The following is a 16,432-nucleotide window of genomic DNA, read 5'->3' on the forward strand; positions in this document are numbered from 1 at the left end:
TTACAATGCATGCAGTCCAGCGACACCCGCCAGAATGGCCAGCACTGCCAAAACGATGAACACGATGAAAAACAGCTTGGCAATTCCTGCCGTAGCCGCAGAAATGCCGGAAAAGCCGAAAACACCAGCAATGATGGAAATAATGAAGAAAACAATCGCATAGTGCAGCATGACGGTGGTTCCTTGCGCAACAATTCGCGGTTATGTCGTAACGTCATGCGGCTGCGGAAGTTTAATTTTTTCCTAAAAGACGTTTTCCCAACAAAAACCCAACAAGAGACGCCGTCAGAAGCCAAAAAAGTGGCTGGTCCACCATCAAATCACTGAGAAGTGCTTCCGTTTCTCTTACCGCGCGCGAGCATTTTGTTCCCAGAAAGCTTTTCTTGGGACAAGCATCGGCATCCTCCTGCAAATGCTCCAGACCAGCATCCATCAATCTTCCCCCTGACATGACATTCCCCCAACGCAGAAAAAGGCAGCCCGGTCTCGGACTGCCTTTTCTTTTACATCGTCAGAACGCTCACGGAATGCCCTGAATCAGGGCATCCACTCAGTGACCGACGGCAGGGGTGTCTTCGCCCCGACGTGCGGCTTCTTCGTTATAGCGCTGCGCCTCAGGAGAGATGGTCAGAGCCATCGTCATCCCGGCTGACAGCAGATAGATCACCGCAAACGTCCAGATCACATACTGCATGCCCGGTCCGAAGACCGCTTCACACCCGGCAACAACAGCCGGTCCGACCCATGTGGACGCACCGGCGCCCAGACCAAGAATAGACAGTGCAGCCGCTTTCTCGCGCGGGCAGATCTGCGGCATCAGGCCCGACAGCGGTACGAAAGCCGCGACCGTTGCGCCATAGAAAATCCCTGCAGCAGCCACGGCCCAGAAATTCCCCGGGAACCAGAGCGGCACATAATAAAACAGCGGAATGGCTACGAAACCACCGATCCCGCCGAAAACGGCCACGACAAACCGGTGCCCGAGTGTATCCGCCACCATGCCCGAGACGAGATTGAACAGGATGTTACTCAGGAAAATCAACGACAGGAGGTTCAACCACTGAGCAAGGGAAAAGCCGAGATGATCCACAAAGAATGCAGGCATGATCGCAAGGAAGGCATATTCCGAAGACGTATCAATCACGCGGACGATACCGGCAATCAACGTCTTCGGTTCACGCCACATGATGCTCATAGAACCGAAGAAAATATCCTTGGTGGGAATATGTTCCGGTAGAAGGCGCTTCTTGCCCGTCGGTTCATGCGTGAACAGCAGAGCCACAAGGCCGCCCAGAATCACAAGCCCCAGGGAACACCAGAAGGTGCGAAGCTCGCCAATTTCCGGAATGGCAAAGCGTGCGAACTGCGATCCCAGAGTGGGCAGACCTGCTGAAAAGGAAAACCAGAACCAGCCCGCGGCCGAGCCCAGCATGGCTGTCGGCGTTGCAGCAGCAATCCAGACGAGGAAGCCATACGCAAACAGCGGATATGCAAACCCTCGCAGCGTATAGAACAGCAGGATCATCGGCCCACTGTTTGGCCCAAGTCCCAGAGCCAGGAACCCGACTTCAAGCACGCTCCACAGAATGAGACCAAGCCACATGACTTTCTTCGGCCCCATGAGATCCGACAAAGGCCCGGAGAACCAGGCGGCGATCATCACGGTGATGCCATAAAACGTGAACATTTCATTCACGAAACCCTGCGTATGGCCATGATGGAGCATGTAGGTATCGAGATACCCCGCCTCCACACCATCACCGACCATGAACAGGAGCTGTCCCACGAACGCCCAGAACAGGGCTCTGGGTATTCCAAGGGTTTCCGCCAACCCATGTTTTGGAGGGGAAGATTCAGACATTATAACGCTCTCCAAACGCTGGACGCATCACGAACCCATCCAGGCCTCATTGCCGGGATACATATTCGATGCGTCGTGGCAGGCCCTACGAGAGTGCTCGGGCCTGTTTCTCAGAATAATGCAGACCCTTATGGGAAGAACGACGGAACATTCTTCAAAAGGGAGAAACCGCTCCTTGTGAAGGAGCGGAAATTCAGACTGCCTCTGAAAGAGACAGCAAAGATTCTGCAAAGAGTGCTGACTGCATATCACACACTTGCGTGACCAAGAAACCACGAATCAAAAAAGGCCGGGACATTCCTGCCCCGGCCTTTTTCAATGCTTCAAAAACAGGAGCCTCAGGCGGCTTCCTGCTCCGCGGCAACGTTCTGCTTCGGTCCGCTGTCCTGGCCCTTCGCAGCGACATCGCGATCGACCAGTTCAATCACGGCCATATCGGCATTGTCGCCATAACGCACGCCAGCCTTCAGAACGCGGGAGTAGCCACCGGCACGTCCCTTGTAACGCTCGGCGACAGCCGAGAACAGCTTCGTCACGACGGCATCGTCACGCAGCTGCGCGAAGGCCTGACGACGGGCGTGCAGATCACCACGCTTGCCGAGCGTGATCAGCTTTTCGACGACCGGGCGAAGTTCTTTCGCCTTCGGGAGCGTCGTCGTGATCTGCTCGTGCTTGATGAGAGCCACGGCCATGTTGCGGAACATGGCAGCGCGGTGAGAAGAGGTGACATTGAGCTTACGCCCGCTCACACCATGACGCATTGCTAGTTTTCCTTACCTTGAAAGTTCTCAGAACGTCTCGTCGAGACGCTTGGCCAGATCCTCGATGTTCTCGGGCGGCCAGGCTGGGACGCTCATGCCGAGCGACAGCCCCATACCGGTGAGAACTTCCTTGATCTCGTTGAGCGACTTGCGCCCGAAATTAGGCGTACGGAGCATTTCCTGTTCGGACTTCTGCACCAGATCGCCAATGTAAACAATGTTGTCGTTCTTGAGGCAGTTGGCGCTACGCACCGAAAGCTCAAGCTCGTCAACCTTGCGGAGAAGATTGCGGTTGAACGGCAGATCATCCTGCGGTTCTTCATGCTGGACCGGACGCGGCTCATCGAAGTTGATGAACAATTGCAGCTGGTCCTGAAGAATCCGAGCTGCAAGAGCCAGACTGTCTTCGGGCGTCACCGCACCGTTGGTCTCAACCGTCAACAGCAGCTTGTCATAGTCAGTGACCTGACCAACACGCGTCTGCTCGATCTTGTAAGAAACCCGACGCACCGGCGAGTAAATCGCATCGATAGGAATCAGGCCAATCGGAGCATCTTCCGGACGGTTTGCTGCTGCTGCAACATAGCCCTTGCCCATATTGACAGTGAATTCCATGCCGAGCTTCACGCCGTCATCGAGCGTGCAGATCACCAGATCGGGATTCATGATCTCGATGTCGTGACCTGCCTGGATCTGGCCAGCCGTCACTTCACCCGGGCCAGTGGCCGTCAGGATCATGCGCTTAGGGCCTTCACCATGCATGCGAAGAGCAAGCTGCTTGACGTTCAGGACGATGTCCGTGACGTCTTCGCGCACGCCCGGCACGGCGGAGAACTCATGCAGCACGCCATCGATCTGGATGGCGGTCACGGCAGCGCCCTGAAGCGACGACAGGAGAATACGACGCAGCGCATTACCGAGCGTCATGCCGAAGCCGCGTTCCAGAGGCTCGGCCACGACAGTGGCGATGCGCGAGGCAACCGGTCCGGGCTCGACTTCAAGCTTCTCCGGCTTGATGAGGGACTGCCAGTTTTTCTGGAGAACCAAGGTCGTGGCCTTTCAAACAACGAAGCACGCCAAGGGAAATTGGCGGCACCTGGGCCCGCACCAACGGTGCGGTAAAAGATGCAATCACTTACAGATGCTGCGTATCGCACGCGATACGCAGCACAGCATCACTCAGACGCGACGACGCTTCCGGGGACGGCAGCCATTGTGCGGCACGGGCGTCATGTCGCGGATGGACGTAATGTTGAACCCTACGGCCTGAAGGGCACGAAGCGCGCTTTCACGCCCCGAACCCGGGCCGGAGACCTCGATCTCAAGCGTTTCCATGCCATGCTCGCGTGCCTTGCGGCCTGCATCTTCTGCAGCGACCTGAGCAGCATACGGCGTGGACTTACGGGAGCCTTTAAAGCCCTGCGCACCCGACGACGACCAGGCAATCGCGTTGCCCTGTGCGTCAGAAATGGTGATCATGGTGTTGTTGAACGTGGAGAGCACGTGAGCAACACCGGAAATGATATTCTTGCGTTCCTTTTTACGGATACGCGGAGCAGCGGCCTTCGCCATGAGAGAGGTCGTCCTAAAAGTTTAAGCAAAACGTCGATGAAAAAAAATCAGGCGCGAATTAGCGCGTAACCTTCTTCTTGCCTGCAATCGCCACAGCCTTGCCCTTACGGGTACGGGCGTTGGTGTGCGTACGCTGACCGCGGACCGGCAGGCCACGACGGTGACGAAGGCCACGGTAGCAACCAAGATCCATCAGACGCTTGATGTTCATTGCGGTTTCACGACGAAGGTCGCCTTCGACGCGCAGTTCGGAATCGATCAGTTCGCGGATCTTGACGATCTCATCGTCAGACAGCTCGTTGACGCGCTTGGCATCGGGAATCTCGAGCTTCGTGCAGATGGACTGCGCTGTCGCCGGGCCAATGCCATAGACATAACGCAGGGCAATGACGACCCGCTTGTTGGTCGGAATGTTTACGCCGGCAATACGTGCCACGCTTGTTACTCCCATTGAAACGGCCCGGAGCCGCCTCAGACTGTTATATCCCCGGCCATAGCCAGGTCGATGATCTTGCAGCCAAACCTGCCGCCCACCGATTCCGGCAGACGCACGAACGGTCTGGCTACACCTATGTCGAGGGCGCGCAATAGACTGCCCACCCCACCTGAGTCAAATAATAGAGATCACTTTTTCGTGATATCCAACTGAAACTCAGTTTTTTGTCGCGCCTGTCACGATGGCATCAAGTGCTTTGCCAACGCTTTCAACGTCCTTCATGCCGTCGACGTGAAGCAGACGTCCGGCCTTTTCATAATAAGGCAGGATAGGAGCGGTCTGTTTGCGATAGACATCAAGACGCGCACGCACAACCTCGGGGTTGTCGTCCGGACGCCGCGTTCCGTCCTCGCCCTTGCGGCTGGCGATACGCTCCACAAGTTCGTCTTCGTTGACGTCCAGCAGAATGACCGCACCGATTGTCAGGTCACGCTGAAACAGCATCGCATCGAGCGCCTCGGCCTGACTTTCTGTCCGGGGAAAGCCATCAAGGATGAATCCACGCTGGCAATCTGGTTGTGCGATACGGTTCTGAATCATAGCAACGATAATCGGGTCTGGAACGAACTGTCCCTTCTCCATGATCGCTTTGGCTTCGTTACCAATCGCCGAACCCGCAGCGACCTCGGCGCGCAGCATATCGCCAGTGGAAATCTGCTTGAAGCCATAAAGGGTCTCAAGCCGTTTGGCCTGTGTTCCCTTGCCGGCTCCGGGCGGTCCAAGAAGAATGATGTTCATCGACGTCTCGTGCCTCCCTGCACTCCGCCACGGTTTCCGCGACTGCGCTGCTTGCGGATCAGACCCGAATACTGATGCGCCACCAGATGAGACTGAATCTGTGTGACCGTATCAATCGTGACCGAGACGATAATGATCAGACTCGTGCCACCAAAATAGAACGGGACATTATATTTGCTGATCAGGATCTGCGGCAACAAACATACCACAACCAGGTACAGAGCGCCGATCGCGGTCAGACGGGACAGGATCTTGTCAAAATACGTTGCCGTGCTCACACCAGGTCGAATGCCCGGAATGAATCCGCCCTGCTTCCGCAGGTTCTCTGCCGTTTCCTCGGGATTGAATGTAATCGCCGCATAGAAATAGGAGAAGAACAAGATCATCGCAGCATAGAACAGCATGTAGAGCGGCTGCCCCTGGCCAAGCTGCTGCCCCAGAATGGAGAGCCATCCCGGCATCGAATGGCCATTCATGAAACCAGAAATAGTCACAGGAATCAGCAATACGGATGATGCGAAAATTGGCGGAATAACACCTGCGGTGTTTACCTTCAGCGGCATGTGGGTGGAGTCACCGCCGAAAATACGGTTTCCGACCTGACGCTTCGGATACTGGATCACAACGCGACGTTGTGCCTGTTCCATGAAAACGATGAAACCAATGACAGCAATCGCCAGAACCAGGAAAATCACCACGAAAATTGGCGAGAGTGCTCCTGTGCGTCCCAGTTCGAAAAGACTGGCCAGAGCATTCGGCAGATTAGCGACAATGCCCGCAAAAATGATGAGGGAAATACCATTTCCGACACCTCTGGACGTAATTTGCTCGCCCAGCCACATCAAAAACATCGTGCCGCCGACAAGCGTTACGACACAGGAAATGATGAAGAAGACTCCGGGAGCCACCACAGCATTCGCACCATGCGCCGTCATGTTCTCAAGTCCGACAGCGATGCCGTAAGCCTGAAAAAGAGCGATAAACACAGTAAGATAGCGCGTATACTGATTGAGCTTTTTACGGCCCGCCTCACCTTCTTTCTTCATCGCTTCCATGGAGGGAAGCGCGGTGGAAAGAAGCTGGATGATGATCGAGGCACTGATATACGGCATGATGTTCAGCGCGAACACGGTCATACGCCCAAGCGCACCCCCCGTGAACATGTCGAACATCCCCAGAATACCACCCTGATGCTGGGCAAGAAGCTGCCCCATCACGGTCGCATCGACGCCGGGAACCGGAATATAGGTGCCAAGTCGATAGACGATCAGCGCTCCGAGAGTAAACCAGATACGCTTCTTGAGTTCGGTCGCCTTGGAAAACGAACTCATATTGAGATTGGCGGCGAGCTGCTCTGCTGCGGAAGCCATCCACCTGTCCTTTCATGAAAACAGCGTCGCCGCACATAAGCACGGGACGCTGTTCACTATCCAACCCTAACCCGGACAAAACCCGGGAGAAGAGAACTCAGGCCTCAGCCTGAGCGTCCTTCTTGGTCTCGAGCACCTTGACGGTACCGCCAGCTTTTTCGACAGCTGCCAGAGCAGCAGCAGAAGCGCCAGCAACTTCGATGGTCACGCCATGCGACAGTTCACCATGGGCCAGAAGACGGACACCGGCCAGCTTGCTTCCGTTGACGAGACCAGCCTTACGCAGGGTCTCTTCAGTGACGGTTGCAGCCTTGTCCAGCTTTCCGCTTTCGATGGCCTTGGAGATCGCGCCGAGGTTCACCGGAGCATATTCCTTGCGGAAAATGTTCACGAAGCCGCGCTTCGGCATACGTCGGTACAGCGGAAGCTGACCACCCTCGAAGCCATTGAGCGAGACGCCTTCACGAGCCTTCTGACCCTTGACGCCACGGCCTGACGTCTTGCCCTTACCGGACCCGATGCCACGTCCAAGACGCTTCTTGCGATAACGAGAACCCTCGTTGTCACGCAGTTCGTTGAGGTTCATTTCAACCCTCCACCTTGATGAGGTGGGCAACCTTGCGGATCATTCCACGCACGGCGGGAGTATCCTCCAGCGTGCGCGTGGAACCAATTCCACGCAGACCAAGACCGGTGATGGTCTCAGCCTGGCCCGGTTTACGACCGATGACCGAAGCGATCTGCGTAACCTGAACGGTCTTGCCATTCTCAGCCATTTGTCACCTCCGCTTCCGTCTGGCCCTGCTCGCGCTTGCCAAACAGTTCAGCAGCTTTCTTGCCGCGACGGGACGCAACATGACGCGGGCTGCTGGCCTTTTCGAGCGCAGCAAACGTCGCCTTGATCATGTTATGCGGGTTCCGTGTTCCCAGGCTCTTGGCAACGACGTCATTAACGCCAAGACTTTCGAACACTGCACGCATTGGACCACCAGCAATGATACCCGTACCGGCTTCAGCCGCACGAACAACAACCTTGCCAGCACCGTAATGACCGAACGTGTCGTGATGAAGGGTACGACCTTCCTTCATCGGCACGCGGATCATCGTGCGCTTTGCACGCTCGGTTGCCTTGCGGATCGCTTCGGGAACTTCACGAGCCTTGCCCGCACCGTAACCAACACGACCCTTCTGGTCACCGACAACAACGAGGGCAGCGAACGCAAAACGGCGACCACCCTTTACGACTTTGGCAACACGGTTGATGGTGACGAGCTTGTCGATCAGATCATCGCCCTGCTCGCGTTCACGACCACCACGGCCGCCTTCTCTTGGCTCACGTGCCATGTGTGATCTCCTTAGAACGAGAGTCCGCCCTCACGGGCAGCCTCTGCCAGGGCCTTGACCCGGCCATGATACAGATAAGAGCCGCGATCGAACACGACAGTCTTCACACCAGCTGCAACACCGCGTTCGGCAATCAGCTTACCGATAGCCGTGGCCGCAGACACGTCGGCACCGGTCTTACCAGCATCGCGAAGCGTCTTTTCCAGCGTAGAGGCGCTGGCGAGCGTACGGCCCTGTGCATCGTCGATGATCTGGGCATGAATGTGCTTGCTGGAACGGAAGACCGACAGACGCGGCCGGCCGCCGCTCTTGCGACGAAGCTGGAAGCGCAGCCGCTGACGGCGGCGTTCCTGCAATCCTTGCTGCGTTGCCATTACTTCTTCTTACCTTCCTTGCGACGCAGAACCTCGGTCTCATACCGAACACCCTTGCCCTTGTAAGGCTCAGGCTTGCGGAAGCTGCGGATATCGAGCGCAACCTGACCAACACGCTGCTTGTCGTTACCTTCAACGACAATCGCGGTCGGACGCGGCGTGGTGATCTTGATGCCTTCCGGAATCGGATAGACAACATCGTGCGAGAAGCCGAGGTTCATCACCAGGTTCGAGCCCTGAACAGCAGCACGGAAACCCGTACCCTGAATTTCAAGCCCCTTGGTGAAGCCGTCCGACACACCCTTGACCGTATTGGCGATCAGAGCGCGGGTGGTTCCCCACATGGTCCAGTTTTCACGCGAACGACGACCAAGAGGAGCAACGGAAACATTGCTGCCTTCAATCTTGACTTCCACATGACGGGAAACCGGAACGGTCAGTTCACCCAGCTTGCCCTTGGCTTTGAAGATGCCATCAGCAATGGAAACCTGCACGCCAGCCGGAACTTCGACGGGATATTTACCTACGCGAGACATGCGACCCTCCTTAGAAGACGCGGCAGAGGACCTCGCCGCCAACGTTGGCAGCGCGAGCCTCGACGTCCGACAGGACGCCACGCGGGGTGGACAGGATCGACACACCAAGGCCGGCATAAACGCGCGGAAGTTCCTTGATCTTCGAGTAGACGCGACGGCCTGGCTTGGAAACGCGATGGATTTCCTTGATGACCGGCTGGCCTTCTACATACTTCAGCTCAATACGGAGCTGTGCAACACCCTTGCGGAGCTCTTCAGCAGCGAAGCCACGGATGTAGCCTTCACGCTTCAGGGCTTCCAGAACGCTTGCGCGCAGCTTGGATGCAGGCGCAACGCAGACAGCATGACGGGCACGCTGCGCATTGCGGATCCGGGTCAGCATATCGCCCAGTGGATCAGACAAAGACATTCGATCTACCCTTTACCAGCTCGACTTGACCATGCCAGGAATCTGGCCGGCGGAGGCAAGATCACGCAGAGCAATACGGCTCAGTTCGAACTTGCGATAGTTGGCACGGGGGCGACCAGAAAGCTTGCAACGCAGACGGACGCGGGTCGCGGATCCATTGCGCGGCATCTGGGCCAGCTTAAGGGTCGCATCAAAGCGGTCTTCAACCGACAGTGTACGATCCTTGATGATGTTCTTGAGAGCGGTCCGCTTTTCCTTGTCGCGCTTCACCAGGGCAGCGCGATGGTTATTACGGTTTACCGCTGAGACCTTCGCCATCTCGAATTTTCTCCCGGAACCTGTCAGGCCTATCCCGACGGTTTTCCAATCAGCGTGTCTATAAAGGAAAGCGGCCTTCCAATGGAAGGCCGAATCCTGATTTTAACCGTGATCGGTCTGAAAAATTATGGATCAGCCGTTGAACGGCAGATCAAAGGCCTTCAGCAGGGCCTTTGCTTCAGCATCAGACTTGGCGCTGGTCACGAAAATGATGTCCATACCGCGAACGGCATCGATCTTGTCATACTCGATCTCAGGAAACACGATCTGTTCCTTGATGCCCATGGCAAAGTTACCGTGTCCATCAAAGCCCTTGTTTGCCGGCAGGCCGCGGAAATCGCGGATACGTGGCATGGCGATCGTCACCAGACGGTCAAGAAACTCATACATGCGGGCACGACGAAGCGTGACCTTACAGCCAATGGGGAGACCTTCGCGGATCTTGAATCCAGCAATAGCCTTGCGAGCAAGGGTCTTGACAGGCTTCTGACCCGAAATCACGGTCATTTCCGCAAAAGCGGCATCAAGCTTCTTCTGGTCACCGGCGGCTTCACCAACGCCCATGTTCAGCACGATCTTCTCGAGCTTAGGAACCTGGAGTTCATTGGCATAACCAAACTGCTCACGAAGCTGCTTCTTCAGCACATCTTCGTAACGCTGGTGCAGACGCGGCAAAGCGTTCTTCTGTTCGCTCATTGTTGCGTTCCTCAGCCTTCGATCACTTCGCCGGTTGCCTTGGCAACACGAACCTTGCGACCGTCTTCCAGAATGCGGAAACCAACGCGTGTCGGCTTGCCGCTCTTCGGGTCAACCAGCTTCAGGTTGGAGAGATGGATCGGCATTTCGCGCTCGATGATTCCACCTTCTCCGCCTGTGCGGTTGGGCTTCGTGTGACGCTTGGCAATTGCCACGCCGCGCACAACAGCCTTTTCGGCCTTCGGCATCACAGCGAGAACTTCGCCGCGAACACCACGGGACTTGCCGGAGAGGACCAGAACCTGATCACCCTTTTTGATACGAGCAGCCATTACAGCACCTCCGGAGCCAGCGAGATGATCTTCATGAACTTGCGCGCACGCAGCTCACGAACCACCGGGCCAAAGATACGCGTACCGATCGGCTCCTGCTGCTTGTTCAGCAGAACAGCAGCGTTCTTGTCGAAACGGATGGCGGAGCCATCTGCACGACGAACCGGGTAGGAGGTGCGAACGATAACGGCCTGATGGACGTCACCCTTCTTCACCTTGCCGCGGGGAATTGCTTCCTTGACGGACACGACAATGACGTCGCCGACCGAGGCAGTCTTCCGCTTGGAGCCGCCCAGCACCTTGATGCACTGCACCCGACGTGCGCCGGAGTTATCGGCGACGTCAAGGTTGGTCTCGGGATGAATCATGTGCCTACCCCCTTATGCGCTGACGGAAGAGGATGCTGAAGCCAGCTCCTCGCCGTTGCGCGACACGACAGACCACGTCTTGCGCTTGGAGATCGGTGCGCATTCTTCAATGCGAACCAGATCACCCGTCTGGCAGACGTTCTCTTCGTCATGAGCCGCGTACTTCTTGGAGCGGCGAATAAACTTCTTGTAGAGCGGGTGCATGATGCGACGATCGACAAGAACGGTAACCGTCTTGTCCATCTTGTCGCTCGTGACCCGACCCGTCAGGACGCGCCTTGGCATCGTCCGTCTCCTCTCAGGACTTAGCGGCGGACGTTTTGGCGCCCGCACGGTTCTTCGATGTGTGAGCCAGTGTCTTGATACGTGCTACTGCACGGCGCACGACCTTGACGCGGCTTGTGTTCTCCGACTGCCCAGTGGCAGCCGAAAAACGATGGTTGATCTGTTCGCGCTTGAGGTCGAGCAGAAGAGCATTCAGCTCATCTTCGCTTTTCGCGCGCAGATCGGCAGGCTTGTACGTGTCGGCCATTACGCGTCTCCGATACGCTGAACGAACTTGGTCTTGATCGGAAGCTTTGCAGCCCCCAGACTCAGGGCCAGCTTGGCAACCTCAGGCGGAACGCCTTCGATCTCGAACAGGATACGACCCGGCTTGACACGTGCGGCCCAGTACTCGGGGTTACCCTTACCGGAGCCCATACGCACTTCTGCAGGCTTTGTCGAGACCGGAGTGTCCGGAAAGATACGAATCCACACGCGACCGGCACGCTTCATGGCACGCGTGATCGCACGACGGGAGGCTTCGATCTGGCGAGCGGTAATCCGCTCCGGCTCCAGCGCCTTCAGGCCAAAGGCACCGAAGTTCAGCTGGGTTCCGCTTTTCGCCAGACCGTGAATGCGGCCCTTGTGGGCCTTACGAAACTTTGTCCGCTTCGGGGAAAGCATGTTGTTAAATCCTCAAATCAGCACCAGCAAAGGAACTGTGAGCTTTCGCTCACAGTCTTAGCGCTGGGGAGCCTGCTCCGCAGCACGACGATCCTGTGCCAGCGGGTCATGAGCCAGGATCTCACCCTTGAAGATCCATACCTTCACACCGCAGGTACCATACGTTGTCTTGGCAGTTGCCGTACCGTAATCGATATCGGCGCGAAGCGTATGCAGGGGAACGCGTCCCTCACGATACTTTTCGGCACGGGCGATTTCAGCACCACCCAGACGACCACCGCAGGTGATCCGGATGCCCTGGGCCCCCAGACGCATTGCGGACTGGATTGCGCGCTTCATGGCACGACGGAATGCAACGCGACGCTCCAGCTGCTGAGCGATGTTCTCGGCAACGAGAGTGGCGTCGATTTCCGGCTTGCGGATCTCGACGATGTTCAGCGCCACATCGGTCTTCGCCATACGGCTCAGTTCTTTGCGGAGCGCGTCGATGTCCTGACCCTTCTTGCCGATCACGACGCCCGGACGGGCAGCGTAGATCGTCACGCGGGGCTTCTTTGCCGGACGCTCGATAACAACGCGGGACACGCCTGCGCCGGACAGCTTGCGACGCAGGAACGCACGAAGCTTCAGATCTTCATGCAGCAGACGCGCATAGTCTTGACCAGCGTACCAGCGGCTGTCCCAGGTACGGTTGACGCCGAGCCGAAGCCCGATCGGATTGACCTTATGTCCCATGGATCAGGCTGCCTTCTGCTCTTTGTTGGTTCCGCGAGACGGCTTCGTCTCTTCCGGTGCTTCCGCACGCTCGGCAACAACAATCTTCAGGTGGCTGAAGAACTTCTGGATCTGAGAAGAACGGCCACGGCCACGAGCGTGGAAACGCTTCATGACAATGGACTTGCCGACTTCTGCAGTCTTGACCACCAGTTGATCGACATCGAGCTGATGGTTGTTCTCAGCGTTGGCCACGGCGCTCTCAAGAGTCTTCTTGACCTGCTGCGCGATACGACGACGCGAGAAGGCAAGAGCTGCGATAGCCTTGTCAGCCGGCTGATTGCGGATCATTGCCGCAACCAGGTTCAGCTTTTGCGGGCTGACGCGGATATTGCGGGCGATAGCCTGCGCTTCCGTGTCAGCAAGCGTGCGGATATGCTTTGGCTTGCTCATTTTCAGCCCCGCTTCGACTTCTTGTCAGAGCCATGACCGGTATAGGTCCGTGTCGGCGAGAACTCACCGAACTTGTGACCGACCATGTTCTCCGTGACCTGCACTGGCAGGAACTTGTGACCATTATAGACGCCGAACGTAAGTCCAACGAACTGCGGAAGGATCGTCGAACGACGCGACCAAATCTTGATCACTTCATTACGACCCGAAGCGCGCGACGCTTCGGCCTTGCCGAACAGATACCCGTCAACGAACGGGCCCTTCCAGACGGAACGTGCCATCTCTGTTTGCCCCCTCTTACTTGCCGGACTTACGGCGACGGATGATCAGGCTATCCGTCTTTTTGTTAACACGCGTCTTGTAACCCTTGGTCGGAACACCCCACGGCGTAACCGGGTGACGGCCACCAGAGGTCCGGCCTTCACCACCACCATGCGGATGGTCGACCGGGTTCATGACAACGCCACGGTTGTGCGGACGACGTCCGAGCCAGCGGGAACGACCAGCCTTGCCCATGTGCTGATTCATGTTGTCCGGGTTGGACACGGCACCAACGGTTGCCATGCATTCACCACGAACAAGACGCAGCTCACCGGACTGCAGCTTGATCTGAGCGTAACCGGCGTCCTTGCCGACCAGCTGGGCATAGGTTCCAGCGGAACGGGCCAGCTTGCCGCCAGCGCCCTGCTTCAGCTCAATGTTATGCACGATCGTTCCGACCGGCATTGCACCCAGCGGCATGGCGTTGCCAGGTTTGACGTCCGTGTGGGCGCCGGAGATGACGCGATCGCCAACCTTCACGCGCTGCGGAGCAAGGATGTAGGCGAGTTCGCCGTCTTCATACTTGATCAGAGCAATGAATGCCGTGCGGTTCGGATCGTATTCGAGACGCTCGACCGTTGCAGCCACATCGAACTTGCGACGCTTGAAGTCGACATAACGATAGGACTGCTTGTGCCCGCCGCCACGGAAACGAACTGTGGTACGACCGTGGTTGTTACGGCCGCCGGACTTGTTCTTGCCTTCCGTGAGCTGCTTGATCGGCTTGCCCTTGAAGAGCTCGCTGCGATCAATCAGCACGGTGCCGCGTGTGCTCGGCGTCGTGGGATTAAAGTGCTTGAGTGCCATGGTATCCTACCCCGCGTCAGCCCAGCTTGGCTGTAAGGTCAATGGACTGACCTTCAGCAAGCTGTACATACGCCTTCTTGATGTCCGAGCGACGGCCGGGACGACCCTTGACGCGCTTGACCTTGCCCTTCTGGACCAGCGTGCTCACGCCGGTCACCTTTACGTTGAAGAGCTTCTCAACCGCGACCTTGATCTGAGGCTTCGTCGCACTAGGAGCGACCTTGAACACCACCTGGTTACGCTCGGAAAGAAGCGTGGCCTTTTCGGTGATCAGCGGTGCACGGATCACGTCATACAGGGTTTCCTGAGACATGTTCTGTGCAGTCTTGTGTGCGTTCATGACGGTATTGGTGGTCATGCCAGACGCTCCTTAAGACCCTCAAGACCGGCGCGGGTGATGACCAGCACGTCGTGGTTGAGGATGTCATAGACGTTTGCACCAATGGTCGGCAGAACGTCGATCTTCGGCAGATTAGCGATTGCGCGAGCGAATTGCTCGTCAACAGCGCCATCAACGATCAGCGCGGACGTCCAGCCCAGAGCCTTGATCTTCGCTGCGGCTTCACGGGTCTTGGTGACACCGTTGGCTGCGTCGAGAACGATCAACTTGCCCTCGGCAGCCTTCTGCGACAGGGCGCAGATCAGGCCGAGACGACGGACCTTCTTGGGAAGGTCATAGCCGTGATCGCGAACGACCGGACCATGAACAACGCCACCCGTACGGAACTGCGGCGCACGCAGGGAGCCCTGACGGGCAGAACCCGTGCCCTTCTGACGGAAAGGCTTCTTGGTCGTGCCAGAAATCTCACCCATGCCCTTGGTACGGTGCGTACCGGCGCGGCGCTTTGCCAGCTGCCAGTGCACGACGCGTGCCATAATGTCAGAGCGCGGAGTGACTGCGAAAATCTCTTCCGGAAGCGCGACAGAGCCTGCGCTACCATTATCGAGGGTCTTGATATCGTATTCCATGCCCCTCGTCCTCAACCGGCGGCTGCCACTGTTGCTGCCGGGTACGGCGCATCAGCATGGCGAGCCTTCTTGATTGCATCGCGAATCAGCACAAGGCCGTTCTTCGCACCAGGAATTGCCCCCCTGACCATGATCAGGTTGCGCTCTTCATCCACGGCAGCGATCTCAAGGTTCAGCGTGGTAACACGCTCGTCACCCATGTGACCTGCCATCTTCTTTCCCTTGAAGACCTTGCCAGGATCCTGGCGCTGGCCTGTAGAACCATGGGAACGGTGGCTGATGGAGACGCCGTGGGACGCTTCGAGACCTGCGAAGTTATGACGCTTCATAACACCCGCAAAACCCTTGCCCTTGCTCTGGCCCGTGACGTCAACTTTCTGCCCCACAACGAAGTGAGCAGCGGACAGCTTGGTTCCAGCTTCCAGCAGGGCGTCTTCTGAGACGCGGAACTCTGCCAGATGCTTCTTTGGCTCGACCTTGGTCCGAGCGAAATGGCCACGGTTCGCCTTGGTGACATTCTTCACCTTGGCATTACCAAGTCCGAGCTGAATGGCGGTGTAGCCATCGCGCTCGTTCGTGCGGGCATCCACAACCTCGACATTGTCAAGGTGAAGGACCGTCACAGGCACATGCGTGCCATCTTCCTTAAACAGCCGGGTCATTCCCAGCTTCTTTGCAATCAATCCGGTTCGCATCGTCTGGACCTTAGAGTTTGATCTCGACGTCCACGCCAGCGGCGAGGTCGAGCTTCATGAGGGCGTCCACGGTCTGCGGGGTCGGCTCGACAATGTCGAGCAGCCGGCGGTGAGTCCGAATTTCGAACTGTTCGCGGCTTTTCTTATCCACGTGTGGCGAGCGGTTCACCGTGAACCGTTCGATATGCGTCGGCAGCGGGATCGGACCCCGAACCCGCGCACCCGTACGCTTCGCCGTGTTTACGATCTCTTTGGTGCTGTTGTCCAGCACGCGATGATCGTACGCCTTAAGGCGAATGCGGATGTTCTGGTTGTCCATGTTCTTGTTCGTCCAACTCAAAAATTCGGGT

At 57.1% G+C, this 16,432-nt stretch carries 30 protein-coding genes; all 30 read right to left on the minus strand.

What is annotated here, in order from left to right; genetic code table 11:
* Complete coding sequence (locus GKO01_RS09655) at positions 1-171, minus strand: DUF1328 domain-containing protein (RefSeq protein WP_099286906.1); 171 nt, start codon at positions 169-171, stop codon at positions 1-3.
* 61 nt (positions 172-232) lie between these two features.
* Complete coding sequence (locus GKO01_RS09660; protein ID WP_099286907.1) at positions 233-433, minus strand: hypothetical protein; 201 nt, start codon at positions 431-433, stop codon at positions 233-235.
* A 117-nt stretch (positions 434-550) separates the two neighbouring features.
* Complete coding sequence (locus GKO01_RS09665; RefSeq protein WP_099286908.1) at positions 551-1,861, minus strand: MFS transporter; 1,311 nt, start codon at positions 1,859-1,861, stop codon at positions 551-553.
* A 338-nt stretch (positions 1,862-2,199) separates the two neighbouring features.
* A complete protein-coding gene (gene rplQ / locus GKO01_RS09670) occupies positions 2,200-2,622 on the minus strand; it encodes a 50S ribosomal protein L17 (protein WP_099286909.1) in 423 nt (140 codons plus the stop codon).
* Between the two features lie 27 nt (positions 2,623-2,649).
* Complete coding sequence (locus GKO01_RS09675) at positions 2,650-3,669, minus strand: DNA-directed RNA polymerase subunit alpha (protein ID WP_011251942.1); 1,020 nt, start codon at positions 3,667-3,669, stop codon at positions 2,650-2,652.
* A 132-nt stretch (positions 3,670-3,801) separates the two neighbouring features.
* Positions 3,802-4,194, minus strand: coding sequence for a 30S ribosomal protein S11 (gene rpsK / locus GKO01_RS09680; protein ID WP_011251943.1), 393 nt, complete (start codon positions 4,192-4,194; stop codon positions 3,802-3,804).
* A 58-nt stretch (positions 4,195-4,252) separates the two neighbouring features.
* On the minus strand, positions 4,253-4,630 hold the full coding sequence (rpsM, locus tag GKO01_RS09685; protein ID WP_099286973.1) for a 30S ribosomal protein S13: 378 nt from the start codon (positions 4,628-4,630) through the stop codon (positions 4,253-4,255).
* A 216-nt stretch (positions 4,631-4,846) separates the two neighbouring features.
* A complete protein-coding gene (locus tag GKO01_RS09690; protein ID WP_099286910.1) occupies positions 4,847-5,428 on the minus strand; it encodes an adenylate kinase in 582 nt (193 codons plus the stop codon).
* Entirely contained in the window at positions 5,425-6,798 is a 1,374-nt protein-coding gene (gene secY / locus GKO01_RS09695; RefSeq protein ID WP_099286911.1) for a preprotein translocase subunit SecY, read from the minus strand. Before secY ends, GKO01_RS09690 begins: the two co-directional genes overlap by 4 nt.
* A gap of 97 nt (positions 6,799-6,895) precedes the next feature.
* Positions 6,896-7,384 (minus strand): 50S ribosomal protein L15, encoded by a 489-nt coding sequence (gene rplO / locus GKO01_RS09700; RefSeq protein ID WP_099286912.1) that lies wholly within the window; start codon positions 7,382-7,384, stop codon positions 6,896-6,898.
* Between the two features lies 1 nt (position 7,385).
* On the minus strand, positions 7,386-7,574 hold the full coding sequence (rpmD, locus tag GKO01_RS09705) for a 50S ribosomal protein L30 (RefSeq protein WP_011251948.1): 189 nt from the start codon (positions 7,572-7,574) through the stop codon (positions 7,386-7,388).
* Positions 7,567-8,142 (minus strand): 30S ribosomal protein S5, encoded by a 576-nt coding sequence (rpsE, locus tag GKO01_RS09710; protein WP_099286913.1) that lies wholly within the window; start codon positions 8,140-8,142, stop codon positions 7,567-7,569. Before rpsE ends, rpmD begins: the two co-directional genes overlap by 8 nt.
* Positions 8,143-8,153: 11 nt before the next feature.
* Positions 8,154-8,516 carry a 50S ribosomal protein L18 gene (gene rplR, locus GKO01_RS09715; protein WP_099286914.1) on the minus strand — a complete coding sequence of 121 codons (363 nt, stop codon included), beginning with the start codon at positions 8,514-8,516 and terminating at the stop codon, positions 8,154-8,156.
* Positions 8,516-9,052 carry a 50S ribosomal protein L6 gene (gene rplF, locus GKO01_RS09720; RefSeq protein WP_099286915.1) on the minus strand — a complete coding sequence of 179 codons (537 nt, stop codon included), beginning with the start codon at positions 9,050-9,052 and terminating at the stop codon, positions 8,516-8,518. The genes rplR and rplF overlap by 1 nt, the downstream gene beginning before the upstream one ends.
* A gap of 10 nt (positions 9,053-9,062) precedes the next feature.
* On the minus strand, positions 9,063-9,461 hold the full coding sequence (gene rpsH / locus GKO01_RS09725) for a 30S ribosomal protein S8 (RefSeq protein WP_011251952.1): 399 nt from the start codon (positions 9,459-9,461) through the stop codon (positions 9,063-9,065).
* A gap of 12 nt (positions 9,462-9,473) precedes the next feature.
* Positions 9,474-9,779, minus strand: coding sequence for a 30S ribosomal protein S14 (gene rpsN / locus GKO01_RS09730; RefSeq protein ID WP_011251953.1), 306 nt, complete (start codon positions 9,777-9,779; stop codon positions 9,474-9,476).
* A 132-nt stretch (positions 9,780-9,911) separates the two neighbouring features.
* Positions 9,912-10,475: a 50S ribosomal protein L5 gene (gene rplE, locus GKO01_RS09735; RefSeq protein WP_099286916.1), complete on the minus strand. Its 564-nt coding sequence runs from the start codon at positions 10,473-10,475 to the stop codon at positions 9,912-9,914.
* Positions 10,476-10,486: 11 nt separating this feature from the next.
* Positions 10,487-10,807 carry a 50S ribosomal protein L24 gene (gene rplX, locus GKO01_RS09740; protein ID WP_086648726.1) on the minus strand — a complete coding sequence of 107 codons (321 nt, stop codon included), beginning with the start codon at positions 10,805-10,807 and terminating at the stop codon, positions 10,487-10,489.
* Positions 10,807-11,175: a 50S ribosomal protein L14 gene (gene rplN / locus GKO01_RS09745; RefSeq protein ID WP_011251956.1), complete on the minus strand. Its 369-nt coding sequence runs from the start codon at positions 11,173-11,175 to the stop codon at positions 10,807-10,809. The genes rplX and rplN overlap by 1 nt, the downstream gene beginning before the upstream one ends.
* Positions 11,176-11,187: 12 nt before the next feature.
* Positions 11,188-11,460, minus strand: coding sequence for a 30S ribosomal protein S17 (rpsQ, locus tag GKO01_RS09750; protein ID WP_062029305.1), 273 nt, complete (start codon positions 11,458-11,460; stop codon positions 11,188-11,190).
* Positions 11,461-11,473: 13 nt separating this feature from the next.
* Positions 11,474-11,707, minus strand: a complete 234-nt coding sequence (rpmC, locus tag GKO01_RS09755; protein ID WP_062029304.1) for a 50S ribosomal protein L29 — start codon at positions 11,705-11,707, stop codon at positions 11,474-11,476.
* Entirely contained in the window at positions 11,707-12,123 is a 417-nt protein-coding gene (rplP, locus tag GKO01_RS09760; protein WP_011251959.1) for a 50S ribosomal protein L16, read from the minus strand. Before rplP ends, rpmC begins: the two co-directional genes overlap by 1 nt.
* Positions 12,124-12,180: 57 nt before the next feature.
* The gene (gene rpsC, locus GKO01_RS09765; protein ID WP_011251960.1) at positions 12,181-12,858 is read right to left on the minus strand and encodes a 30S ribosomal protein S3; all 678 of its coding nucleotides are present in this window, start codon (positions 12,856-12,858) and stop codon (positions 12,181-12,183) included.
* A gap of 3 nt (positions 12,859-12,861) precedes the next feature.
* A complete protein-coding gene (rplV, locus tag GKO01_RS09770; protein WP_062029303.1) occupies positions 12,862-13,290 on the minus strand; it encodes a 50S ribosomal protein L22 in 429 nt (142 codons plus the stop codon).
* 2 nt (positions 13,291-13,292) lie between these two features.
* The gene (gene rpsS, locus GKO01_RS09775) at positions 13,293-13,571 is read right to left on the minus strand and encodes a 30S ribosomal protein S19 (RefSeq protein WP_011251962.1); all 279 of its coding nucleotides are present in this window, start codon (positions 13,569-13,571) and stop codon (positions 13,293-13,295) included.
* Between the two features lie 16 nt (positions 13,572-13,587).
* Entirely contained in the window at positions 13,588-14,418 is an 831-nt protein-coding gene (gene rplB, locus GKO01_RS09780; RefSeq protein ID WP_099286917.1) for a 50S ribosomal protein L2, read from the minus strand.
* 16 nt (positions 14,419-14,434) lie between these two features.
* On the minus strand, positions 14,435-14,731 hold the full coding sequence (locus GKO01_RS09785) for a 50S ribosomal protein L23 (RefSeq protein WP_174694284.1): 297 nt from the start codon (positions 14,729-14,731) through the stop codon (positions 14,435-14,437).
* Positions 14,732-14,772: 41 nt separating this feature from the next.
* Positions 14,773-15,387 carry a 50S ribosomal protein L4 gene (gene rplD / locus GKO01_RS09790; RefSeq protein ID WP_099286919.1) on the minus strand — a complete coding sequence of 205 codons (615 nt, stop codon included), beginning with the start codon at positions 15,385-15,387 and terminating at the stop codon, positions 14,773-14,775.
* Positions 15,388-15,398: 11 nt separating this feature from the next.
* A complete protein-coding gene (rplC, locus tag GKO01_RS09795; RefSeq protein WP_041110841.1) occupies positions 15,399-16,082 on the minus strand; it encodes a 50S ribosomal protein L3 in 684 nt (227 codons plus the stop codon).
* Between the two features lie 10 nt (positions 16,083-16,092).
* A complete protein-coding gene (gene rpsJ, locus GKO01_RS09800; RefSeq protein ID WP_007282720.1) occupies positions 16,093-16,401 on the minus strand; it encodes a 30S ribosomal protein S10 in 309 nt (102 codons plus the stop codon).
* Positions 16,402-16,432 lie beyond the last annotated feature (31 nt).

It is taken from the genome of Gluconobacter kondonii, assembly GCF_002723995.1.
GTDB lineage: Bacteria > Pseudomonadota > Alphaproteobacteria > Acetobacterales > Acetobacteraceae > Gluconobacter > Gluconobacter kondonii.

Coding starts and splice junctions, on each gene's coding strand:
- GKO01_RS09655 (WP_099286906.1), bottom strand. CDS start 171: ATGCTGCACTATGCGATTGTTTTCTTCATTATTTCCATCATTGCTGGT.
- GKO01_RS09660 (WP_099286907.1), bottom strand. CDS start 433: ATGGATGCTGGTCTGGAGCATTTGCAGGAGGATGCCGATGCTTGTCCC.
- GKO01_RS09665 (WP_099286908.1), bottom strand. CDS start 1,861: ATGTCTGAATCTTCCCCTCCAAAACATGGGTTGGCGGAAACCCTTGGA.
- rplQ (WP_099286909.1), bottom strand. CDS start 2,622: ATGCGTCATGGTGTGAGCGGGCGTAAGCTCAATGTCACCTCTTCTCAC.
- rpsK (WP_011251943.1), bottom strand. CDS start 4,194: ATGGCGAAGGCCGCTGCTCCGCGTATCCGTAAAAAGGAACGCAAGAAT.
- GKO01_RS09690 (WP_099286910.1), bottom strand. CDS start 5,428: ATGAACATCATTCTTCTTGGACCGCCCGGAGCCGGCAAGGGAACACAG.
- secY (WP_099286911.1), bottom strand. CDS start 6,798: ATGGCTTCCGCAGCAGAGCAGCTCGCCGCCAATCTCAATATGAGTTCG.
- rplO (WP_099286912.1), bottom strand. CDS start 7,384: ATGAACCTCAACGAACTGCGTGACAACGAGGGTTCTCGTTATCGCAAG.
- rpmD (WP_011251948.1), bottom strand. CDS start 7,574: ATGGCTGAGAATGGCAAGACCGTTCAGGTTACGCAGATCGCTTCGGTC.
- rpsE (WP_099286913.1), bottom strand. CDS start 8,142: ATGGCACGTGAGCCAAGAGAAGGCGGCCGTGGTGGTCGTGAACGCGAG.
- rplR (WP_099286914.1), bottom strand. CDS start 8,516: ATGGCAACGCAGCAAGGATTGCAGGAACGCCGCCGTCAGCGGCTGCGC.
- rplF (WP_099286915.1), bottom strand. CDS start 9,052: ATGTCTCGCGTAGGTAAATATCCCGTCGAAGTTCCGGCTGGCGTGCAG.
- rpsH (WP_011251952.1), bottom strand. CDS start 9,461: ATGTCTTTGTCTGATCCACTGGGCGATATGCTGACCCGGATCCGCAAT.
- rpsN (WP_011251953.1), bottom strand. CDS start 9,779: ATGGCGAAGGTCTCAGCGGTAAACCGTAATAACCATCGCGCTGCCCTG.
- rplE (WP_099286916.1), bottom strand. CDS start 10,475: ATGAGCGAACAGAAGAACGCTTTGCCGCGTCTGCACCAGCGTTACGAA.
- rplX (WP_086648726.1), bottom strand. CDS start 10,807: ATGGCTGCTCGTATCAAAAAGGGTGATCAGGTTCTGGTCCTCTCCGGC.
- rplN (WP_011251956.1), bottom strand. CDS start 11,175: ATGATTCATCCCGAGACCAACCTTGACGTCGCCGATAACTCCGGCGCA.
- rpsQ (WP_062029305.1), bottom strand. CDS start 11,460: ATGCCAAGGCGCGTCCTGACGGGTCGGGTCACGAGCGACAAGATGGAC.
- rpmC (WP_062029304.1), bottom strand. CDS start 11,707: ATGGCCGACACGTACAAGCCTGCCGATCTGCGCGCGAAAAGCGAAGAT.
- rplP (WP_011251959.1), bottom strand. CDS start 12,123: ATGCTTTCCCCGAAGCGGACAAAGTTTCGTAAGGCCCACAAGGGCCGC.
- rpsC (WP_011251960.1), bottom strand. CDS start 12,858: ATGGGACATAAGGTCAATCCGATCGGGCTTCGGCTCGGCGTCAACCGT.
- rplV (WP_062029303.1), bottom strand. CDS start 13,290: ATGAGCAAGCCAAAGCATATCCGCACGCTTGCTGACACGGAAGCGCAG.
- rpsS (WP_011251962.1), bottom strand. CDS start 13,571: ATGGCACGTTCCGTCTGGAAGGGCCCGTTCGTTGACGGGTATCTGTTC.
- rplB (WP_099286917.1), bottom strand. CDS start 14,418: ATGGCACTCAAGCACTTTAATCCCACGACGCCGAGCACACGCGGCACC.
- GKO01_RS09785 (WP_174694284.1), bottom strand. CDS start 14,731: ATGTCTCAGGAAACCCTGTATGACGTGATCCGTGCACCGCTGATCACC.
- rplD (WP_099286919.1), bottom strand. CDS start 15,387: ATGGAATACGATATCAAGACCCTCGATAATGGTAGCGCAGGCTCTGTC.
- rplC (WP_041110841.1), bottom strand. CDS start 16,082: ATGCGAACCGGATTGATTGCAAAGAAGCTGGGAATGACCCGGCTGTTT.
- rpsJ (WP_007282720.1), bottom strand. CDS start 16,401: ATGGACAACCAGAACATCCGCATTCGCCTTAAGGCGTACGATCATCGC.